Origin of the sequence: Caproicibacterium sp. BJN0003 (genome assembly GCF_026314295.1) — a bacterium.
Classification (GTDB): Bacteria; Bacillota; Clostridia; order Oscillospirales; family Acutalibacteraceae; genus Caproicibacterium.
Genome location: NZ_CP111108.1, coordinates 1,454,455 through 1,475,633, shown reverse-complemented (window position 1 = coordinate 1,475,633; position 21,179 = coordinate 1,454,455). Strand labels below are relative to the sequence as shown.

The following is a 21,179-nucleotide window of genomic DNA, read 5'->3' as shown; positions in this document are numbered from 1 at the left end:
GGAAGTCGTTTGCAGATGTCAGTATTAGGGGCAGTGATCGTTCCGCATCCACCGATTATTCTGCCGGAGATCGGCAAAGGTGAAGAAAAGAAAATCGGTAAAACAATCGAAGCATATCGAAAAGTTGCCCGAATGGTGGCAGGTTGGAATCCGGATACTGTGGTGATTACTTCACCGCATACGGTGTTGTATGCGGATTACTTTCATATTTCTCCCGGAAAAAAAGCAGAGGGGGATTTTCTTTCATTTGGAGCACCGAATGTAAGGATCACAGCGGATTATGATCAGCTGTTTGTAGAAGAACTAATGAAAAGGGCTAGAAAGGCACATCTGCCGGCTGGAACTTTCGGAGAGCAAGAGCCGGAACTTGACCACGCAACAATGATTCCGCTGCGCTTTTTGCAGGAAGCGGGAGTCTCTTGTAAAGTGATTCGAGTTGGCCTTTCTGGATTATCGGCGCTGACTCATTATCGCCTCGGAAAATGTATTTCTGAGACAGCGGAAGTGTTGCAGCGTAAAATTGTATTTGTCGCAAGTGGTGATCTCTCTCATAAGCTTTTGGAGAGCGGTCCTTACGGATTCTCTGAAGATGGCCCACGTTTTGATCAGCAGGTGACAGAGGCAATGAGGACGGGAGACTTTTTAAAATTCCTGGAGTTTTCAGAACCTTTTTGCGAATCGGCGGCAGAATGCGGACTGCGTTCTTTTCAGATTATGGCGGGAGGATTGGATGGATTGTCGGTTTCTCCAGAGTTGCTTTCTTATGAAGGAACTTTTGGAGTAGGTTATGCTGTAGCGAGTTTTGCAGTAACAGGGAAAGATGATTCCCGTCATTTTGATTGCTTTTATGATGAGCAGGAAACCAAAAGGATTATGCAGAAAAGGCAGAAGGAAGATTCTTATGTGCGTTTGGCAAGAAAAAGTTTGGAGACTTTTGTCGAGACAGGAAAAAGTTTGTCTTTGCAGAATCTTTTAACGCAGCTGCCGGAAGGACTGCGGAAAAAGAAAGCCGGTGCATTTGTCTCGATTCATCAGGAAGGAAGACTGCGCGGCTGCATCGGGACCATTGAACCGATTTTTCCTTGTCTGGCAGAGGAAATTATCCACAATGCTGTTTCGGCAGGAACTGCTGATCCAAGATTTTCGCCGGTCAGAAAAGAAGAACTGCCAAGCTTGGAGTACAGTGTGGATGTGCTGGAAAAGCCGGAAAAGATTTTGTCGCCCGAAGAGTTGGATGTGAAAAAATATGGGGTCATTGTTTCTGATGGAGAAAGGAGAGGACTTCTGCTTCCGAACCTAGAGGGAGTGACTTCCGTCAAACAGCAGATAAAGATTGCGCGGGAAAAAGCAGGCATCGGAAAAAACCAGACCTATTCGTTGGAGCGGTTTGAGGTGGTGAGACATTTTTGAAAGAAATTTGTGAAATCTGTTTTCATCATTGTGCCTTAGAGAATGAAGAAATTGGATTTTGTCGGGCACGAAAAAATCAGAATGGGAAGATAATTCCAATTAATTATGGAAAAATCACCTCTATTTCTCTCGACCCAATCGAGAAGAAACCGCTGAGACAATTCTATCCGGGAAAGAAAATCCTTTCGATCGGCAGTTTCGGCTGTAATCTTCGGTGTCCTTTCTGCCAGAATTATGAGATTTCCATGGCACAAGAGACACAGTGCGGACAGATTTTCTGTACGCCGACACAGCTTTTCAAAAAAGCGCAGGAGTTGGTTCCAAAAGGAAATATTGGACTTGCCTATACCTATAATGAGCCTTTAGTCGGCTATGAATTTGTTCGAAACTGCGCTAAAAAGATTCATGAGGGAAATCTCAAAAATGTGCTGGTGACAAACGGAACGATTTGTAAAGAACCGCTGCAGGAACTTTTGCCGCTGATTGATGCCGCCAATGTGGATTTAAAAGCGTTTACACCGCAGTTTTATCAGAAGATCGCCGGAAATTTGGAAGTGGTAAAAGAGACGATCCGAATAATGGCGGATCATTGTCATCTGGAGGTGACAACCCTGGTGATTCCAGGAGAAAACGACAGTATAGAAGAAATGAAAGAGTTGTCTTCTTGGCTTTCGTCTGTGCGGCGTGATATCCCGCTGCATATCACGCGTTTTTTCCCACGTTATCAGTTTAAAAATTATCCGCCGACGCCGGTCGAAACGATTCATCGGCTTTGTGAAACAGCACGAGAGTTTTTAGAGTATGTTTATCCCGGCAATTGCTAAAAAGGGAGCAGCATCGTGATAAAAGGCGATGCTGTTCTTTTTTTAAAATGCAAAGGATTTTATTTTTTTCATTGACTTTTTTCGCAAATGCTGTTATGATACTAATAGAACATATGTTCAAATTGAGGATATTAAGAAGGATAGAGCAATGACGACAATGGAAAAACTGAAAATTCTGACGGATGCGGCAAAGTATGATGTTGCCTGTACTTCGAGTGGGGTTGATCGTTCCGGAAAAAAAGGCGGCCTTGGTTCGACACAGTTCAGCGGAATCTGCCACAGCTTTGCAGCAGATGGCAGATGTATTTCTCTGTTGAAAGTTCTCTATACCAATTCTTGTATTTGTGATTGTAAATATTGCGTCAATCGCCGTTCCAATGATGTGAAAAGGGCTTCTTTTACACCGCGGGAGTTGGCGGAACTTACGATTGGCTTTTATAAAAGAAATTATATTGAGGGATTATTTTTAAGCAGTGGAATTATTAAAAATCCAGATTACACCTGCGAGCAAATGCTGAAAGTGCTGGAATTATTGCGGGAGGAATATCATTTTAGGGGATATATTCATGTAAAAGCGATTCCCGGGGCAGATGACCAACTTTTAAAAAGACTCGGGATGCTTGCGGATAGAATGAGTGTTAATATCGAACTGCCTTCAGAAGAGAGCTTGAACAAGCTTTGTCCCGATAAAAACCGAAAGGCAATTTTTCATCCGATGGGATTGATTTCGAGTGGGATTCAGGTTCATACGAAAGAGTTGGCACAGTATCGCTATGCACCAAAGTTTGTACCGGCAGGGCAGAGCACCCAGATGATTATCGGTGCGACCAAAGATACCGATTATCAAATTTTAAATCTCGCAGAGAGTCTATATCACAAATATCAGCTAAAACGGGTTTTCTTTTCGGCTTATGTACCGGTAGCAGAAAATGCACTTTTGCCGCCTTTACAGACGAAACCGCCTCTTTTAAGAGAACATCGGCTTTATCAGGCGGATTGGCTTTTGCGCTATTATGGATTTGAAGCGCGTGAACTTTTGGATCAAGAGCATCCGCAGTTTAATGCGGTGATTGATCCCAAATGCAATTGGGCTTTGCAGCATATGGACTTTTTCCCTGTAGAGGTGAATTGTGCGGATTATCATACCTTGCTGCGTGTGCCTGGAATTGGACCAAAATCAGCTAAGGCAATTTTGCAGGCGCGCCGTGCTGCTACGCTGGACTTTACCGGCCTAAAAAAGTTGGGAGTGGTATTAAAGAGGGCACAGTATTTTTTAACCTGTGGAGGGCGTATGATCGATGGACTGCGGGTTACTCCCGATATTGTTCTGCGAAATCTGATTAGTCAGCAGGGGATCGAATTGTTGAAGACAGAAGAACCACCTGAGCAGTTAAGCTTTTTTTCGCCCACAGAATCCTTTGAGCAAATTAGGCAGTTAATGCCGATTAGAATCAGAGGGTAGAGAGGACAATCATGCAGGAAACGAACATTATTTATCACTATGATGGAAGCTTTGACGGTTGCATTTGCTGTGTATTTGATGCGTTTTACCGCAGAGAAAATCCAATAAAAATCCTTTCTAAAGAGGAAAGACAGGTTACTTTATTTCCAACGCACGAAGTGCAAACGGACTTTTCTCATGCGAAACGTGTTTTAAATGCACTTTATGAAAAGGTATCTCCCAAGGTAGTTCGGTTTATAGAAGAAGGATTTTTGTCCTGTGAACCGGAAAAAGAAAAATTGATTTTAGAAACGATCCGCAGAGCTTTTCGGGATGGCGCGAATGTTTTAAATAATCTTACAGATGATTCAGTCGGAAAGCTTTACCGCGCTGTTAAATTTTTAAAAAATGAAACTCACCTTTTATGTGGATTTGTGCGCTTCTCAGAACAGAATCATACACTTTGTGCTGTAATTTCTCCTAAAAATCGAGTATTGCCGCTTTTAGCACCACATTTTTGCAGGCGCTATCCCGAAGAACATTTCCTGATTTATGATGAAACACATCGAGAGGCAGTCGTTTATCAGCCTTATGAATCAATTCTGATTCCATTGGAGAATTTTCAGGCTTTTCCGGCTGATGAGGAAGAAAAAAATTTCAGAGCACTTTGGAAGTGCTTTTATGATACCATTGCAATTGAAGGGCGGTTAAATCCAAAGTGCCGAATGAATCATATGCCTAAGAGATATTGGAGCCACTTGACAGAATTACAGGAACAGGGAGAGAATTTTAACGAAGAGCATTCTGAAAAAACACTTTCGCTCAAAAATTAGAAAGATCATATAAAAAGCGCTCCGGAAAATTCCGAAGCGCTTATTTTAAATGCTTTTATTGCATTTCTTCTTGAATTGCTGCCATTAAAGGTGGAATCAATTGCTTTTTGCGGCTCATTAAGCCCGGCAAAACAGCACAGTCTCCTTGAGTCTTTACGTGAAATGCTTTTTCGATAATCGCAGCAGCGTGAGGTCCGGTGAACATCAAATCGGTTGATTCTCCGGGCACGTCGGTAAACATGTAAAAAATCATCGGAATTCCCTGATATGCAGCCGCTTCTGATAAATAAGGACCAACTAGCTTTTTAGCGGCAATTTTTGACTTTTTAGTCATATAGGTTCCTTGACCGACACCGAAACGGACATCTCCACGACTGAAAATCTTGAAGTCTGATAGAAAAACTTCTTCTGCATTTTTTCCGGTTAGATCTGCACCAGCTTCAAACATTTGCTCGGCATATTGAGGAATGTTGATGTTGGCAGTTTTAGCGAGTTCTTCGGCTACTGCTTTGTCAACAGGGGTGCAGGTTGGGCTGCGGAACATCAGAGTATCCGAAAGGATTGCGGAGAGCAGCAGACCGGCAATCTCTTTTGGAATTTCCACATTGTTTTCATGAAACATTTGATAGACAATCGTACAAGTGCATCCCATTGGGACATTGCGGAAATAAACGGGATTCATGGTTTCTACAGCCTTCAGACGATGATGGTCGATGATTTCAAGAATCTCTGCTTGGTCAAGGCCATCTACAGCTTGCGTCTTTTCATTGTGGTCAACCAAAATAATCTGTTTGCGGTGAACATTCAGTAAGTTTCGTCTGCTGATAACACCACAATAAAGGCCATTATCATTTAAAACGGGGAAATAGCGGAACCGAACACTGGCCATTACTTTGTGAGCATCTTCAACTGGTGTGTTCAAATTGAATTTACTGATATTATCTTTTGTCATATAATGACTGATGGGAGCAGCCTGACTGATTAGTTTTGCAACGTCGTAAATAGGATGAGGAGTCGTAATAATTCTGCATCCTTTTTCTGTTGCGCGTGCAATAATGGTTTTTGGAGCGGCGAGACCACCACAGATGATAATACATCCAGCACCGCATTCAATGGCGCAAAGTTGACTTTCGTAACGGTTGGAAAGGATGACCATATCGCCTTCTTCAACATATTCTTCCATGGCGTCTGGTGTAGCGGCTCCAATAAAGATGTTGCCCTTGTCGATCACGGCATCTTCATCACCGAGAATCATTTTACCTTCCAGGGTTTGTACAACATTTCTATAGGGGGTATGCGCTTTGGAAAGGACGGCAGTATCTAATAAATCCATATTGGCAGTTGCAATATCCCGAATGGTAATAATACCAAGAAGTTCTTTTTGGGAATTTGTAATGCAGAGTGTATCAATCTCTACACTGCGCATCAGCATCCATGCAGACTTTAGCGACATGTTTCCATCTACTCCGGGCTGACAGCGAATGTCAATATCTTTTACCTGAGGGCTGACATCAGTGCAAAGCCTAGGGGATTTGACACCAAAATATTTCAAAACAAATTCAGTTTCTCGATTTAAAAGACCAGCGCGGCGTGCTTCAGCGTTGATCCCAAGTTTTTTCTTTAAATAAGCATATGCAATCGCAGAACAGATGGAATCTGTATCAGGATGTTGGTGACCGATCACATTCACCTTACGGCGGACATCGGTATTGGGCATGAAAAGCCCCTCCTTTTATCTTAAATTGTGGGTTTGAGCAAATCTATTTACCGAGCAGACTTGCCACAAATATCACTTTTATTATAACACAATTCTTTAGTGGTGCAATTGCTTCTCTAAAAGGATTTCGTTTTAAATGTTAAAAAAAGAGATAAAATGAAAAGGATGGTTTTATTTTTTAAGTGTAAAAAAGAAAATAAAAGCCATAATTCTGATGATATTTTTATAAAATAACGGAAAATAAAGAATTAATGAAAAAAAGGCCTTGACAGAAGCAATGTGTTTTTGTATAATTAAAAAGCTTCCTATGAAGCAGCGCTGAATTCGGCCCGTTGGTCAAGTGGCTAAGACAGCGGCCTCTCACGCCGTTAACGTGGGTTCGAATCCCGCACGGGTCACCAAATGAATAAATCCCATAGAGAAGCACGATCATTGCCGAAAGACATTCGATCAGTTGGTGCAGATAGCGGCGAGGGTCCACCTGTTCCCATTCCGAACACAGAAGTTAAGCTCGCTTGCGCCGAAGATACTTGGCTGGTAACGGCCCGGGAAAATAGGTAAGTGCCAACATAGATATTCCTCAATAGCTCAGCCGGTAGAGCATGCGACTGTTAATCGCAGGGTCGTTGGTTCGAGTCCAACTTGGGGAGCCAAGGCTGAATCCGGACGTTGCTTTTACGTCCGGATTCTTTTTATTTCTTTGCAGAAACTACATGTTTTCTGCAAAACACGGGCCATTAGCTCAGTTGGTTAGAGCTACCGGCTCATAACCGGTTGGTGCTGGGTTCGAGTCCTAGATGGCCCACCAAACAAAAATCCTCGGAAAGCCAGTATTTATGCGGCTTCCCGGGGATTTTATTTTTGATTTTTGAAATCGTTTTGATATCGAAGAGCATCGAAATATTAGATTAGTAGCTGTATTATACAGCTAAATTTTTGAATAGGAACGTGAAATATATTCACATATAAAAAGTACCACTAACCATCTAGAAGGAGGCAGTCGATAGAGATTCTTTTTAATTGGAAGATACTCAGTACAAAGTCAAAAAGTTCGCTAAATTGTTTTATTCGCAATATGAAAATATTAAAGTGTGACATACGGGAGTTTTTATCGATTTTTTCTAAAAACATCTTGACAAATCTGAAGTGGTCGGTTATAGTAAGGAAAACACAAATAGACAAATGCGATGATTGGGAAAAGTAGCGTGCTTTCCCCGCGAAAGAGAATTGCCGGTTGGTGCGAGGCATGGTGGGGTTCACGTAAAATATCACCCATAAGCATTCATCTGAAGGGCCTTTTGGTCTGCGTAGGAGCGAACGGCTGGCAACCGTTATATTGCCGGGCATTCAAAGATGATGCCTACGAGCGGCTGTCCTAAAGGATGGCAAAAAGAGTGGTACCGCAGAAGCTTTTCAGGGCTTTTGCCTCTTTGGAGGCAAAAGCCCTTTTGGCGTCTGTATGGAAAATTCTGCAGATCATGCGTGGTTGTCTCGATGTGTTCAAATGTTTTGGAGGGGAAAATTATGAATGCTTTAAAAAAACTGAGTGATCTTGCCGGAAAATATATGGCAGTTCTCTCGCTGGCCGTCGCTGTTGTTGCACTGATTTCTCCACATGCCTTTACCTGGGCTGCTCCCCATGTTACGCTCCTGTTGGGAATCGTGATGTTTGGCATGGGCCTGACGTTGAAACTTTCTGACTTTAGAGAGGTCTTTCGCAGACCGAAGGATGTTTTTGCGGGTTTCCTGTTTCAGTTTACAGTTATGCCGCTCCTCGCATTCGCATTGGCAAAAATTTTCCAGTTGCCGGCGGAATTGGCGGTAGGTGTAATCCTGGTTGGCACTTGCCCGGGCGGAACGTCTTCCAACGTTATGACTTATCTGGCAAAGGGTGACGTGGCTCTTTCTGTTAGCATGACGATGGTTTCCACTCTCGCAGCGCCGTTAATGACGCCGTTGCTGACTTGGTGGCTTGCCGGGACATGGGTGTCGGTATCTTTCTGGGGAATGTTTCTTTCCATCTGTCAGGTCGTTTTGCTTCCAATTGCGCTTGGACTAATTGTTCACAAGCTGTTTGGGGATAAAGTTACGGCATTCAGCGATGTGCTGCCGTTGATTTCTGTAACCGCTATTGTGCTGATTATCGGTGCCGTTGTCGGTGGGAATGCAGCAAAGATCATGACAAGCGGCCTTTTGATCTGTGTAGTGGTTGTTCTTCATAATATGTGCGGTTACGGTCTTGGCTTTCTCGGTGCAAAACTGCTTGGGATGGATGAAGCAAAGCGCAACGCCGTTGCGATTGAAGTTGGCATGCAGAATTCCGGTCTGGCTGTTACCCTTGCCACTGCGCACTTTTCACCGGCCGCCGCAATTCCGGGCGCAATCTTTAGTGTTTGGCACAATTTTTCCGGTTCGATCGTCGCAAATTTGATGGCAAATCATATGAGGAAGATTTCCGATTCTGCTAATACGCAGGAAAAATGAATCGCTTTTTTTAAAAACACACTGCTTTTATCACCCCCTTGCGGGGTGATTTTTTTGTGCATTTATGGCATGAAGCATGAAAAGAAAAAATATTGTTTATTATACAAAGCTTCCAATACTGTCTAAAGACAAAGAAAATTCTAGTTATTTGCATTCTGTAGATATGAAATTTAGGCCATTGACAACAAAAAGTCCCCCAGCCGTCCTTGAAAGGATAACTGGGGGATGGTTTTATATATCCATAAATACTTTTGATTGTTGGAATTGTCTGGTACCTGAGAATTGACCTTGTTTTCAAGCATCGAAACTAGACACCCTAAGGAATCGGGGGAGGTACTCTAAGTTTCCGAGAATACTGATTAATCCATTAAATAAGCCAAACGGCTATGTGTGACGTGATTAGCATTGTTATTCCGAAATTGTCACCTGCATAGCAAAGCGGCTAATCGAATAACAGCGCCGACTGCTGCTAAAAGCTACATGCAAACCTTTTTTGCAATGCCCTAAATACTTTGGCAGCTACTGATTTTTTGACCGTGCTTTGATGCTGCATCTAAGCCGGTAACATAGTCGATCAGGTTACAAATGACCAATACCAATATTGGTACGGCAAGTTCGCAGAACCAAGATGCAAAATAATATTAAAATACAAAAAATACAGCTAAAAAGCAGCTCTAATGATAAAGCTTCATGTGAAAAATGTTCACATTATAAAAATAGATACTTATAAACGATGTCAAAGCATTCTTCGATAATATCATTTTTATTGTCTTCTTGGTATTCGTTTTCGTCGGCAATACGATCATAGGTGAAATTTACGATATCGGTAACCATCAAAATCGCAATCCGTGAATTTTTCACTTTTAAGTCGTTAATCATAGGCGAATTTTCAATAGACTTCATAATATGGCTTAATGCTTGCTCAGAAATTAATCCTTTTTGCCGGGAAATTTTAGAATTCTCATAATTGAGGACCCTCAGCTCAGATCTCATTTTTGCCGATTTTCCATAAGTTTGGAGCAAGTCCAAAATAAACTCATGAAGCCAAGCTTTTCTATCTGCTTTATATTGTGCGGTTTTATGGAGCGAATTGCTGATTGTTTGAATGAACCGCTCATTCTGATTTCGATAAACTTCCATTAAAAGTTCATCTTTGTCTTTAAAATAAAAATAAAAACTTCCAACCGATACCTTTGCAGCAGCTGCCAGCTCTTTCATAGATGTTTCAAAATATCCTTTTTGACAAAAGCATGATTCAGCCGCTTCCACTATGGCTTGCCTGGTGTTGGCGCTGCGGGTCTGCTTAAATTTACTGGTAATTCTTTTTTTGTCCATCGTACGATTTCTCCTATCTAAGCTCATTTTACAATGCAGCAGTATGCCTGTCAATTATTTCGAATGATTATTCGAAAAACATTGACACTTTATGTAGATGAGCTATAATATAAATTCGAATAGTAATTCGAATTTATATTAACTGGTCATTTTACAGAGGGGGAAAAACCAGAATGGAATATCATGTGGAAGCGTGGGATATTCTCCAAAATTTGTTTGAAGTAAAACAGATCAACAATCATGTTCTTCATTTTACCGCAGAGTTTTCAGATGAACTCAATTGTACATGGGTAAAGCAGGCCGTTAATCTTTTGGCAGATGCTTTTCCTTTTATTCGCTGTGGTTTTAAAGATACCTATCCACATCGTCCTGTGTGGGTGGATTATGGCTATACGTCGGATCAGATGGTATCTCTTATTGAGACAAAAGACTCTAGTTTTACGGCTCAAAAATTCCTTTGTCAAGAGCTTGATTTGGAAAAAGGCCCCCAGATGAAAATCGGCGTGATAAGAAAAGGAAAGACGGATACTATTTGCGTTTTAATGAACCATATGCTGTGCGATGCTGCCGGTTTTAAAGAGATTCTTTATAAGCTTGCGGCAACTTATACCTGTTTGAAAGATCAAAAACAAGTTCGTATTAGGTCTATGATTGAGGATCGAAGCGTTCGACAAATTCTGAAGGCGCATTCCCTGAGAGACCGAATGAAAATCTATTGTTCCAAAGCTCAGTTAAACCCTCATGGAGATCAAGAATTTCATTTTGAAGGGGACCTTTCCAATCCTTTTATTGAAATCAGAAAAATTCCGCGCCAACAGTTTTTGCTTTTGAAAAGCTATGCCAAAAACCATCACGCCAGCATCAATGACATCATGATGACAGCTCTTTTGCGGGTGCTTTTCCGCTTCTTCGGGGATATCGCCCCATTGCCCTGTGCCATTGATTTAAGAAGATTTCTTCCAGAGCATAAAGCGGGAGGGGTTTGCAATTTAATGTCAAACCTCAGTTGCTATGTTGGTCCGGATTTGGGAGACAGCTTTGAAAGTACGCTTTTCAAAGTTAAAAAAGAAATGGATGCACAAAAAAACAATCTGGGATGTATCAAAAATATTGCCCTCTTAGAAAAACTTTTTACGGTGCTTCCTTATAAAATGGCTTATGATCTTTTAAAAAAATATTTTTCGAATCCTCCAATTGCTTTTACGAATATTGGAATTCTAAATAAAGATCGCCTTGTTTTCGGCAGTTCTAAAATGATGGATGCTTATATGACGGGTTCTATCAAATACATTCCAAACTTTCAAGTTTCACTTACCACATTTGATGATCAAGCAACATTATGCGTGAATCTATATGGAACACAGGACGATCAAAAAATAATCATTGACTTCCTGGACGATTTCATGCGAGAATTACAAAGCATAAATTGAGGGAAACCGCCAAGAAAGATTGCAGCTCAAATTTGGTTTATCTAAGGGGGGGATTTTCATGGATTCTGAGATATTTAACCTGCAAAGAAGAACAGTTGCACACATGACTTCACTTTCATGGAAGAACGTACCGCATGTGTCGTATGTATATGAGCCTGATATCACTGACTTTTATAATGACTTTTTAAAACTTGCCGAGGAACGAAAAGGGCTTGGATATAAAATTACGTTTAATACAATGATGCTGAAAGTGGTTGCCGAGGGGTTATTGGCATCACCAGAATTAAATTCCTATATAGAATATCATTACAAGAAAACCGAAGGCTCAACACATATTCTTGATGAAATCAATATTTCAATACCATGGCTTTTATCTGACGGTAAAATGATTCCCCCAGCGATCCCTAATGTTGGCAAGCTGTCACTCAATGAAATTGCTGAGTATATGTTAAATCTATCAAAAAGAGTAGAAAAAACCAATATGGATGAGATGCTGTATAGAGCTGCATTTGCTGATACAGTGAATGAATTAAAGAAATTTCATTTGACGATCATAAGAAGAATCATTGCGACTCAAATTACCAGACATAGGGTAAAAGGACTGAAGGGTAAGGAAAAAGAAGATTATTATAAGATACCGGAAAAGGAACGTTTAACAGAAAAAGATATCATGTCCGGTACCGTAACGGTGTCGAATATAGGACCGCTATATAAAGAGCAAAAAGGTGCTTTTGCACTGTTGGAAATTGTACCCCCACAGGTTTTTGCGGTTGAAATTGGATCGATTCAGGAACGGCCGGGCGTGTATATACAAAAAGATGGAAACAAAGGAATTGGCATCAGAAAGATACTTCCGATGTGTTTAGTATTTGACCATAGAGCAGTTGATTTTAATTCTATTATTCCATTTCTAAAAAGACTTGACGAAATTTTTGCAAAACCAAGTGTGATTTGTCAGTGGTAAAAAAATAGCTGCTTTTATTTTATAAATGTTATGGTAATTCGTTTTTTCCCTTAAAGCACGATAGGCGATGTTACCGCTTTATTTCAAAAAAATTCAGTTATAAACCACCAGAATTAAAATGATGCACTTCTTGAAGAAGCTTTTAAATCATGGTATAATAATTCTTATCCCTAAATGAAGAAGGGGGAATTAGATGGAACAACAAGAAAAAAATGATGGGCTTAAAAAGGAATTTTTCAGCTGGTTGCGCACGATTGTGCTGACGGTTGTTATTACATTATTATTTTGCCAATTTATAGCAAGACCAAGCAGAGTAGATGGAAGAAGTATGGAAAATACTTTTTATAATAATGATATGGTCATTCTTTGGGAGCTCAATTATAAACCACAGCGTGGAGATGTTATCGTGTGCAACAACAAAAACCCGCTCAATGAGAACCTCATTAAGAGAGTGATTGCACTTCCGGGGGATCAGATTACCGTTCGAAACGGTACAGTTACGGTCAACGGGGAACAGCTTAATGAACCCTATGTCAAAGAAGCGGTATGGAGCGGATATAATGTCCAAATGACCGTTCCTGAAGGTAAGATCTTTTTGATGGGCGATAATCGAAATAATTCAGCTGACAGCCGCATGATCGGACCTTTAGACACTTCAGCAATTATTGGAAAAGCTGTATTTCGGTTTTTCCCGTTTGATCGATTTGGCTCAGTTTCATAATTAAATAGTATCTGTAAAGATAGGGAAAGGCCCAGGTGGAATTCACCTGGGCCTTTCCTTTATCAGGAGGAGATTGATTCAAAAGATTTTCTCTTATAATTATGTTTAGTCGCCCTGCAGAGCGTCATATCCGGTTTCGCCGGTACGAACCTTTACGACATTTTCAACGTTGTAAACGAAGATCTTGCCGTCACCGATGTGGCCTGTATAGAGTGTCTTTTTGGCAGTTTCGATCACCGTGTCTACCGGAACGGCGGAGACGATGATATCAAGCTGTACCTTTGGATGGAGAGCGACATCCTCAATTCTTACACCGCGGTAAAATTCTGCATGGCCTTTTTGTGTACCGCATCCCATAACTTTTGTGAAGGTCATGCCCATCACGCCAAGACAGTTCATGGCATTTTTCATGTCTTCTACTTTTTCTTCATTAAAAATGATTGTGACTTTTGTCATTTTAGCTCCCGGTCTGCTGGAAATTTTGGGAGCAGGCATGTGCACTACAGAGAAGGCATGTTCGACAGAAGAGTTAAACGCGGTATCAACAGAAAAGTCACCATTGCTGATTCCATCCAGAACGGTTGGAGCAATCGGCATAAAGTCTGCATAGGAAGAAGCAATGCCGTGCTCGGTGATATCGAGACCACGGAGCTCTTCTTCTTTACTGCAGCGCAGTCCAATGGTATGGTTGAGAATTTGGAACACAATGGTAATCATGATAGAAACAAAAATTGCTACAGAAATTACGCCGAGGAGCTGGATGCCAAGAAATTCTGCGCCGCCGCCATAGAGCAGTCCTTTTTTCGTTGCGAAAAGGCCAGTGAGGATAGTACCGCTTGCACCGCACAGACAATGGACGCCAACTGCGCCGACCGGATCATCAATCTTTAGATTTTTGTCAATAAATTCAATGCCAAAAACCACGACAAATCCGGCAATCAGACCGATCATAGCAGCGCCAAAAGGATCGACTAAATCACAGCCTGCGGTGATTGCAACTAAACCGGCTAGGCAGCCGTTCAGTGTCATCGAAATATCAGGTTTTTTATAACGAACCCAGGTAATGATCATGACAGTGCAGGTAGCCACAGCGGCAGCCAAATTTGTTGTCATGAAGATATGACCAGCAGAAACTGCCGGGTCAGCAGAAAGTATATTGCCGTCAGCACTGAGCATTCCTACTGTGGAAGCACCGTTAAATCCGAACCAGCAGAACCAAAGAATAAAGCAGCCAAGAGCGCCAAGGGTCAGACTGTGACCAAGAATTGCTTTTGGTTTTCCATCTTTGTCGTATTTGCCGATACGGGGTCCGAGAATTTTTGCGCCGATCAGAGCACAGATGCCACCGACCATGTGAACAGCAGTGGAACCGGCAAAATCATGAAATCCGAGCTGGGCCAGCCAGCCGCCGCCCCAAATCCAGTGCCCTGAAATGGGATAGATGAAAGCACTGATACAGGCAGAGTAAATGCAGTACGAAATAAATTTTGTTCGTTCTGCCATAGCACCGGAAACGATTGTTGCAGAAGTAGCACAAAATACGGTCTGAAAGATTACATAAGACCATTTGTCCACTCCAGCGGGTAGAGAATAGGAATTTGATGCGATCATGGGATCAAACCATCCCAGAATTGGATTGACATCTCCGCTGGCGGCAATTCCGCCAAACATAACGCCAAAACCTAAGAGCCAATAAATGGGGGTGCCGATACAAAAATCCATCATGTTTTTCATAATGATGTTGCCGGCGTTTTTTGCGCGGGTAAAGCCGGTTTCAACCATTGCAAACCCAGCCTGCATAAAGAAGACCAGTGCTGCTCCGACAAGTACCCAGGTGGTGTTTACAGCAGAAAAAATTGCAGTTGTATTACCATCCATAAAATTTTACCTCCTCTATTTAAGTGTGCGAAAGGGGAATATAAAAAGGAGGTGCGCCTGACCGAATCCGCAATTTCGATCAGACACACCCCTTTGTGCGCATTAAGTTTTAATGGATTATTAGTCCGGGTAGAACAGCAGATCGCTGTAAGTCGGGAACGGCCAGTATTTTTTCGAAGTGAGGGTTTCTAATTTGTCAACACTCTCACGTAAAGATGTCATAGCAGGCAGAACCTCTTTGCAGTAAGCGTCAGAAGTTGCTTTATTTGTTTTTTTAGAGCTTGCCTTTTCAACGGCGTTGCCCAAAGCGGACAATTCTTCATAAGTTTTGTCAGTCAAATCGGACAACTTTTCCAACAGAGAGCTTTCCATGGTGCATTTAAGCGCGCTGTTAACCGCTTTTTTGTGCATAGCGGAAAGGCTGATGCTGTCTGCATAGGCGGAAACAGCAGGAAGGATCTGTTTAGAAGTCATATCCATCATTGTTAGAGCTTCAATATTGAGCGTTTTGCTATAGTTTTCGACCAGAATTTCATAACGAGAATGAATTTCTGTTTCAGTTAAGACTTTATGTTTTGTAAAGAGCTTGATGTTTTTATCGGCAACAAAATACGGAAGCGCATCCATTGTTGTAGGCAGATTCAGCAGGCCACGTTTTTTGGCTTCTTCCAGCCAAGCATCGTTATAACCGTCTCCGTTAAAGATAATGCGTTTATGCTCTTTAATGACGGTTTTAATCAGTTTGTGCAAGGATTTTTTGAAGTCAGAGGCTTTTTCCAAAACATCTGCAAATTCTTCCAGCTCTTCAGCAACTGCGGTGTTCAGAACAACGTTTGGACCAGAGACAGATAGGGAAGAACCAAGCATACGGAATTCAAATTTATTGCCGGTGAAAGCAAAGGGAGAAGTACGGTTCCGGTCGGTAGAGTCTTTGGGGAAATGCGGAAGAACGGTAACGCCGACTTCCATGCTTTCTTTATTTTTAGGATTGTACGGTTTGCCGGATTCAATACTTTCCAGAATTTCTGTCAGTTCATCGCCCAGGAACATGGACACAACAGCCGGTGGTGCTTCGTTTGCTCCTAAACGGTGATCATTCCCAGGAGTTGCAACGGAGATTCTCAGAAGATCCTGATATTCGTCTACCGCTTTGATGACTGCGGCAAGGAAGAGCAAAAACTGTGCATTTTCCATAGGAGAGTCGCCGGGCTCCAAAAGGTTGACACCGGTATTGGTGGACATAGACCAGTTATTGTGTTTACCGGAACCGTTCACGCCATCGAATGGCTTTTCATGAAGCAGGCAATAAAGATTATGCTTTTCTGCAACTTTTTTCATGATTTCCATTGTCAGCTGATTGTGATCCGTTGCTGTATTGGTATCTGTGAAAATAGGAGCCATCTCGTGCTGTGAAGGGGCTACTTCATTATGTTCCGTTTTCGCGAGAATGCCGAGTTTCCACAGCTCTTCGTTTAAATCGTTCATAAAATCAGCGACTCGAGGTTTGATTGCGCCGAAATAGTGATCTTCCATCTCCTGGCCACGGGGAGGCATTGCACCAAAAAGGGTACGTCCGGTTAAGACCATATCTTCCCGCTGGTTATACATGTCACGATCGACCAGAAAATACTCCTGCTCGGGGCCGACAGTCGTTTTAGTGCTTGTGACATCTTCGTTTCCAAAGAGCTTCAAAATACGCATTGCTTGTTTGTTGAGAGCTTCGGTGGAACGCAGCAGAGGGGTTTTCTTATCCAGTGCTTCTCCTGTATAGCTGCAGAAAATGGTAGGAATGCAGAGGGTATTGCCTTTGATAAAGGCACAGCTGGTAGGATCCCATGCAGTGTAGCCGCGAGCTTCAAAAGTTGCGCGCAGACCGCCGGAAGGGAAGGAACTTGCATCCGGCTCGCCACGGACCAACTCTTTTCCGGAGAATTCCATGACGACTTTTCCGTTTGCCTCTGGGCTGATAAAGCTATCGTGCTTTTCGGCAGTGATGCCGGTCATCGGCTGGAACCAATGGGTAAAATGGGTACAACCGTTTTCTACCGCCCAGTCTTTCATTGCATTGGCAACCGGGTCAGCAATGGAGATATCCAATGGCTTGCCGTCTTCAATCGTTTTCCGCAGTGCCTTATAAGTGGTATGGGGCAAACGTGCTTTCATAATGGTATCGTTGAACACCAATTTTCCAAATAATTCGGGAATACATTTTGTTGACATCGTTCTTACCTCCTGATTTTAATCATAAGAAACGGTTTGACAAATTAAAAGGATAGCAAGATAAAACTTATGATCTTGCACTTAAACAGCGGAGATAAACATAAAAAAAGGCGCTGCGGGAAAAACCCGCAGCGCCTTTGCTGTTATGCTTTGAATTATAAACCAGGGGGGCTCAGATGTCAATGCTTTTTTGCGAAAATCTAAAAATAAGTGAAATCAATGAAATATATTTGCTTAATAAATTCAAGTTTGTGTGCTTTGACACATCAAATATAAACATTTTAACTTTTTAATGCAAGTTTAAAATATAAAAATTCAAATTTTCTAAAAAAGGCCTTGACCTTTTAAAACGAAGCGCTCTATAATAGCAACTACAACAAACAAGGCGTTTTGCATAAAAACTTTATTTTAGAACGTCATTTCAAAATTTTCTTATTCAAGAGAAAAAATAAAGACCGTTTGCTTTTGAAAACTTAAAATTGTAACGGTCGAGGAGGAAACAACATGGAAAAAGAAGGTCAGGTGCGGATCCCGGCCGGTTGTGCGATTTCTGGAATCTTTTGTAAAGATGGGCGTAGAATCAGCGGAGGAAAGATGATTGATTCGATTGCTTTAATGCATGACCGGAGCAATGGATTAGGCGGTGGATTTGCAGGATATGGAATTTATCCGGAAAATAAGGATAGTTACGCATTCCACGTGTTTTACGACAGCCAAAAGGCCAAAGAAGAATGTGAGCACTTTTTAGACCATCACTTTGATTTGGTGAATTTGTCAAAGATTCCGATTCGACGTCATCCAAGAATTACGAATGAGCCGCTGATCTGGCGATATTTTGTAAATCCTCTGCCAACTCGTTTAAGGGAAAGCCAGTTGGATGAACGCGAATATGTAATGCGTTGTGTCATGAGGATTAATACCCAGATCCCCGGAGAATATGTTTTTTCTTCCGGAAAAAATATGGGCGTTTTCAAAGCGGTTGGATATCCGGAAGACGTAGGCGAGTTTTATCGCTTGGATGAATATTCCGGATATTGCTGGACGGCACACGGACGTTATCCGACCAATACGCCTGGCTGGTGGGGAGGAGCGCATCCGTTTGCACTGCTCGACTACAGTATTGTTCATAATGGGGAAATTTCTTCCTACGATGCGAATCGACGCTATATTGAAATGTATGGCTATAAATGTAATCTTCTCACTGATACGGAGGTCATCACCTATATCATTGATTACCTTAACCGCAGACAGGGACTTACAATGCAGGAAGTTGCCAGTGTGATTGCAGCACCGTTTTGGGGAACAATCGAACATCGGCCGGAGCCTGAGAGAAGTCAGCTCGCTTATTTGCGAAATACCTTTGCAAGCCTTTTGATTACAGGACCCTTTTCAATTCTTGTAGGCTTTTCCGGCGGATTGATGGCGCTCAATGATCGGTTAAAGCTGCGGTCGCTTGTAGCAGCAGAAAAAGATGAGACCGTCTATATTGCCAGCGAGGAAAGTGCAATCCGCAAGATTCAACCGAACCTTGATCGGATTTGGGCACCCCGCGGTGGTGAACCACTGATTTTCCATTTGAATGAGGGGGTAGAGTGCTGATGAATATCAATTATGAGCTTCCAGCTTATGAAATTGTGCGAAATGAAGCGCGCTGTATTGGATGTCGTCTTTGCGAGGAGCAGTGTGCGAATGAAGTGCATTCTTTTGATCAAGAGCATCATTTGATGATGAGTGATGAAATGAAATGTGTTAACTGCCAGAGATGTGTGGCAGTTTGTCCGACCAGAGCCCTAAAAATTATTAAAAACGATGCGGCATTTAAAGAGAATCATAACTGGTCTCAGAGAGCGATGACAGAAATCTATCGTCAGGCCGAAAGTGGCGGTATGTTGCTTTCCGGAATGGGGACTCCAAATGATTATCCGAATTATTGGGATAAGCTGCTTATCAATGCTTCTCAGGTAACGAATCCTTCGATTGATCCGCTCAGAGAGCCGATGGAAACGCGGACCTATTTGGGTAAAAAAGCATCGAAAATTGTTCGCAATAAAAATGGCTCTATCTGCACGGAGACCACCCCGCAGCTAAAATTAAATATGCCGATTCTTTTTGGTGCCATGAGTTATGGTGCGATCAGTTACAATGCACATGAGGCGCTGGCGAAGGCTGCGCAGGAGCTCGGAACCTTCTATAATACAGGAGAAGGAGGACTTCATGAGGATCTTTATCAGTATGGTGCCAATACAATTGTTCAGGTGGCATCTGCACGGTTTGGAGTTCACCCGGATTATTTGAAAGCCGGCGCAGCAATTGAAATTAAGATGGGGCAGGGCGCAAAACCTGGAATCGGCGGACATTTGACCGGCAGTAAAATTGTAGAAGATGTCTCCCGTACTAGGATGATTCCAATGGGGACCGATGCGATTTCTCCCGCTCCGCATCACGATATTTATTCGATTGAGGATTTGCGGCAGCTAGTTTACTCTTTAAAAGAAGCGACCGAATATAAAAAGCCGATCATTGTAAAGATTGCGGCAGTACATAATGTTGCGGCAATCGCCAGCGGAATTGCAAGAAGTGGAGCGGATATTATTGCAATCGATGGTTTTCGTGCCGGGACCGGTGCGGCGCCTACCAGAATTCGTGATAACGTGGGGATTCCAATTGAACTTGCGCTTGCGGCGGTCGATCGTCGCCTAAGGGAGGAAGGAATCCGCGGCAACATTTCTCTAATCGTTTCCGGGTCTATTCACAGCTCTGCAGATGTTGTGAAAGCCATTGCTCTTGGAGCGGATGCTGTTTATATTGCAACAGCGGCACTTTTGGCGATGGGCTGCCACCTCTGCCGTACTTGCCAGATCGGCAAATGTAATTGGGGGATTGCGACCCAGCGGCCGGATTTGGTAAAGCGTCTGGACCCGGATGAAGCCAGCAGACGGCTTGTAAATCTTGTAAACGGTTGGAATCATGAGCTGATGGAAATGATGGGCGGCATGGGCATTAATTCTGTAGAAGCGCTTCGCGGCAATCGATTGATGCTTCGAGGAATCGGTCTTAATGAAAAGGAACTGGAAATCTTAGGCGTTAAGCATGCCGGTGAATAAGGAGGAGAAAAGCATTGATGAAGTTAGAAGCAAAACAAATGCATTTTCGGACACTGAATGAATTGATTCGTTCTGCGGCGGATCCCGATGTAGAGGTTAATCATTGTTTGGGGCAGCGTTATGTTGGAGCGGGGCTTTCTGCAAAGCATGTGGTGCTCCATGGAACTCCCGGAAATGCACTGGCCGCTTATTTAAATGGTGCGACGATCGTGGTAGACGGCAATGCGCAGGATGCTACCGGAGATACGATGAATGATGGCGAAGTTGTGATTCATGGCAGCGCCGGAGATGCTACCGGTTATGCTATGCGCGGCGGAAAGATTTTTGTGGAAAGCAGTATCGGTTACCGTGCCGGCATTCATATGAAAGCATATCAGGATAAAATTCCAAAGCTGGTGGTCGGTGGCTGTGCAGGGAGCTTTCTTGGAGAATATCAGGCCGGCGGTGTGATTGTGGTCCTTGGAATCCATAATCCGTACCATTATCCATTAGTTGGCAGGTTTTGCGGGACCGGCATGCATGGAGGAAAAATGTTTCTCCGTATGGATGAACTTCCCTTTGACCTGCCCCCGCAGGTGTGCAGCAAAAAGGCTAATGAGCAGGATCTAAAAGAAGTAAAACCCCTTTTGGAGGAGTATTGTAACTTATTTAAGGCGGATCTCAAAGGAATTTTGGATGCCAATTTCTATGTTTTGACGCCAAATACCGCAAACCCTTATAAAGCGCTTTATACACAAAATAATTAATTACAACGGGTTCAATCAATAGATAAATCATAAAACCCCTTTAGTGGTTGATGTTAAGTTAGCAGTTTCGTT

Annotated in this window: 15 protein-coding genes, 3 tRNA genes, 1 rRNA gene, 1 pseudogene and 1 other annotated feature; of the genes and pseudogenes, 15 read left to right on the top strand and 5 right to left on the bottom strand. The window is 42.5% G+C overall.

Annotated elements, in window-relative coordinates; translation table 11 throughout:
- Positions 1 to 15: 15 nt before the first annotated feature.
- The 4 genes from amrA to OP489_RS07310 all read left to right on the top strand — a co-directional run bounded on the left by amrA (position 16) and on the right by OP489_RS07310 (position 4,508).
- Positions 16 to 1,410 (top strand): AmmeMemoRadiSam system protein A, encoded by a 1,395-nt coding sequence (amrA, locus tag OP489_RS07325; protein ID WP_266161282.1) that lies wholly within the window; start codon positions 16 to 18, stop codon positions 1,408 to 1,410.
- Positions 1,407 to 2,234, top strand: coding sequence for an AmmeMemoRadiSam system radical SAM enzyme (amrS, locus tag OP489_RS07320; protein WP_266161281.1), 828 nt, complete (start codon positions 1,407 to 1,409; stop codon positions 2,232 to 2,234). The genes amrA and amrS overlap by 4 nt, the downstream gene beginning before the upstream one ends.
- 148 nt (positions 2,235 to 2,382) lie before the next feature.
- Positions 2,383 to 3,696 carry a putative DNA modification/repair radical SAM protein gene (locus OP489_RS07315; RefSeq protein ID WP_266161280.1) on the top strand — a complete coding sequence of 438 codons (1,314 nt, stop codon included), beginning with the start codon at positions 2,383 to 2,385 and terminating at the stop codon, positions 3,694 to 3,696.
- Between the two features lie 11 nt (positions 3,697 to 3,707).
- Positions 3,708 to 4,508 carry a TIGR03915 family putative DNA repair protein gene (locus OP489_RS07310; protein ID WP_266161279.1) on the top strand — a complete coding sequence of 267 codons (801 nt, stop codon included), beginning with the start codon at positions 3,708 to 3,710 and terminating at the stop codon, positions 4,506 to 4,508.
- Positions 4,509 to 4,563: 55 nt separating this feature from the next.
- Here OP489_RS07310 and OP489_RS07305 read toward each other — a convergent pair whose 3' ends face one another.
- Entirely contained in the window at positions 4,564 to 6,225 is a 1,662-nt protein-coding gene (locus OP489_RS07305) for a putative manganese-dependent inorganic diphosphatase (protein ID WP_266161278.1), read from the bottom strand.
- Positions 6,226 to 6,551: 326 nt separating this feature from the next.
- On the opposite strand from OP489_RS07305, the gene OP489_RS07300 reads away from it, so the two are divergent.
- From OP489_RS07300 to OP489_RS07280, 5 genes are all read left to right on the top strand, one after another.
- A tRNA-Glu gene (locus tag OP489_RS07300) sits at positions 6,552 to 6,626 on the top strand.
- 52 nt (positions 6,627 to 6,678) lie between these two features.
- Positions 6,679 to 6,795 (top strand): 5S ribosomal RNA (rrf, locus tag OP489_RS07295).
- Between the two features lie 7 nt (positions 6,796 to 6,802).
- Positions 6,803 to 6,878: transfer RNA gene (locus OP489_RS07290), tRNA-Asn, on the top strand.
- Positions 6,879 to 6,956: 78 nt separating this feature from the next.
- Positions 6,957 to 7,033 (top strand) — tRNA-Ile (locus OP489_RS07285).
- Between the two features lie 370 nt (positions 7,034 to 7,403).
- Positions 7,404 to 7,658, top strand: a binding site (T-box leader).
- A 91-nt stretch (positions 7,659 to 7,749) separates the two neighbouring features.
- Positions 7,750 to 8,709, top strand: coding sequence for a bile acid:sodium symporter family protein (locus OP489_RS07280; protein WP_266161277.1), 960 nt, complete (start codon positions 7,750 to 7,752; stop codon positions 8,707 to 8,709).
- 503 nt (positions 8,710 to 9,212) lie between these two features.
- Here the strand turns inward: OP489_RS07280 and OP489_RS12340 are convergent.
- Together OP489_RS12340 and OP489_RS07275 are read right to left on the bottom strand one after the other, a co-directional pair.
- Positions 9,213 to 9,332 (bottom strand): annotated as a pseudogene (locus tag OP489_RS12340) (holin); the annotation flags it as partial.
- An 85-nt stretch (positions 9,333 to 9,417) separates the two neighbouring features.
- Complete coding sequence (locus OP489_RS07275) at positions 9,418 to 10,044, bottom strand: TetR/AcrR family transcriptional regulator (RefSeq protein WP_266161275.1); 627 nt, start codon at positions 10,042 to 10,044, stop codon at positions 9,418 to 9,420.
- 173 nt (positions 10,045 to 10,217) lie between these two features.
- Between OP489_RS07275 and OP489_RS07270 the strand changes: the two genes are divergently transcribed.
- The 3 genes from OP489_RS07270 to lepB all read left to right on the top strand — a co-directional run bounded on the left by OP489_RS07270 (position 10,218) and on the right by lepB (position 13,159).
- Positions 10,218 to 11,474, top strand: a complete 1,257-nt coding sequence (locus tag OP489_RS07270) for a hypothetical protein (RefSeq protein ID WP_266161274.1) — start codon at positions 10,218 to 10,220, stop codon at positions 11,472 to 11,474.
- A 58-nt stretch (positions 11,475 to 11,532) separates the two neighbouring features.
- Complete coding sequence (locus OP489_RS07265; protein WP_266161272.1) at positions 11,533 to 12,438, top strand: 2-oxo acid dehydrogenase subunit E2; 906 nt, start codon at positions 11,533 to 11,535, stop codon at positions 12,436 to 12,438.
- A gap of 193 nt (positions 12,439 to 12,631) precedes the next feature.
- Positions 12,632 to 13,159 carry a signal peptidase I gene (lepB, locus tag OP489_RS07260; protein ID WP_180340495.1) on the top strand — a complete coding sequence of 176 codons (528 nt, stop codon included), beginning with the start codon at positions 12,632 to 12,634 and terminating at the stop codon, positions 13,157 to 13,159.
- Positions 13,160 to 13,264: 105 nt separating this feature from the next.
- On the opposite strand, the gene OP489_RS07255 is transcribed toward lepB, so the two are convergent.
- Both OP489_RS07255 and OP489_RS07250 read right to left on the bottom strand, forming a co-directional pair.
- Positions 13,265 to 15,037, bottom strand: coding sequence for an ammonium transporter (locus OP489_RS07255; protein WP_266161271.1), 1,773 nt, complete (start codon positions 15,035 to 15,037; stop codon positions 13,265 to 13,267).
- Positions 15,038 to 15,157: 120 nt separating this feature from the next.
- Positions 15,158 to 17,257, bottom strand: a complete 2,100-nt coding sequence (locus tag OP489_RS07250) for a glutamine synthetase III (RefSeq protein WP_266161269.1) — start codon at positions 17,255 to 17,257, stop codon at positions 15,158 to 15,160.
- A gap of 504 nt (positions 17,258 to 17,761) precedes the next feature.
- On the opposite strand from OP489_RS07250, the gene OP489_RS07245 reads away from it, so the two are divergent.
- The 3 genes from OP489_RS07245 to OP489_RS07235 are packed head-to-tail and all read left to right on the top strand — an operon-like array spanning position 17,762 to position 21,107.
- Positions 17,762 to 18,856, top strand: coding sequence for a class II glutamine amidotransferase (locus OP489_RS07245; protein ID WP_266161267.1), 1,095 nt, complete (start codon positions 17,762 to 17,764; stop codon positions 18,854 to 18,856).
- Positions 18,856 to 20,361, top strand: coding sequence for a glutamate synthase-related protein (locus tag OP489_RS07240; protein ID WP_266161266.1), 1,506 nt, complete (start codon positions 18,856 to 18,858; stop codon positions 20,359 to 20,361). The genes OP489_RS07245 and OP489_RS07240 overlap by 1 nt, the downstream gene beginning before the upstream one ends.
- Before the next feature lie 17 nt (positions 20,362 to 20,378).
- On the top strand, positions 20,379 to 21,107 hold the full coding sequence (locus tag OP489_RS07235; protein WP_266163498.1) for a glutamate synthase: 729 nt from the start codon (positions 20,379 to 20,381) through the stop codon (positions 21,105 to 21,107).
- Positions 21,108 to 21,179: the final 72 nt, after the last annotated feature.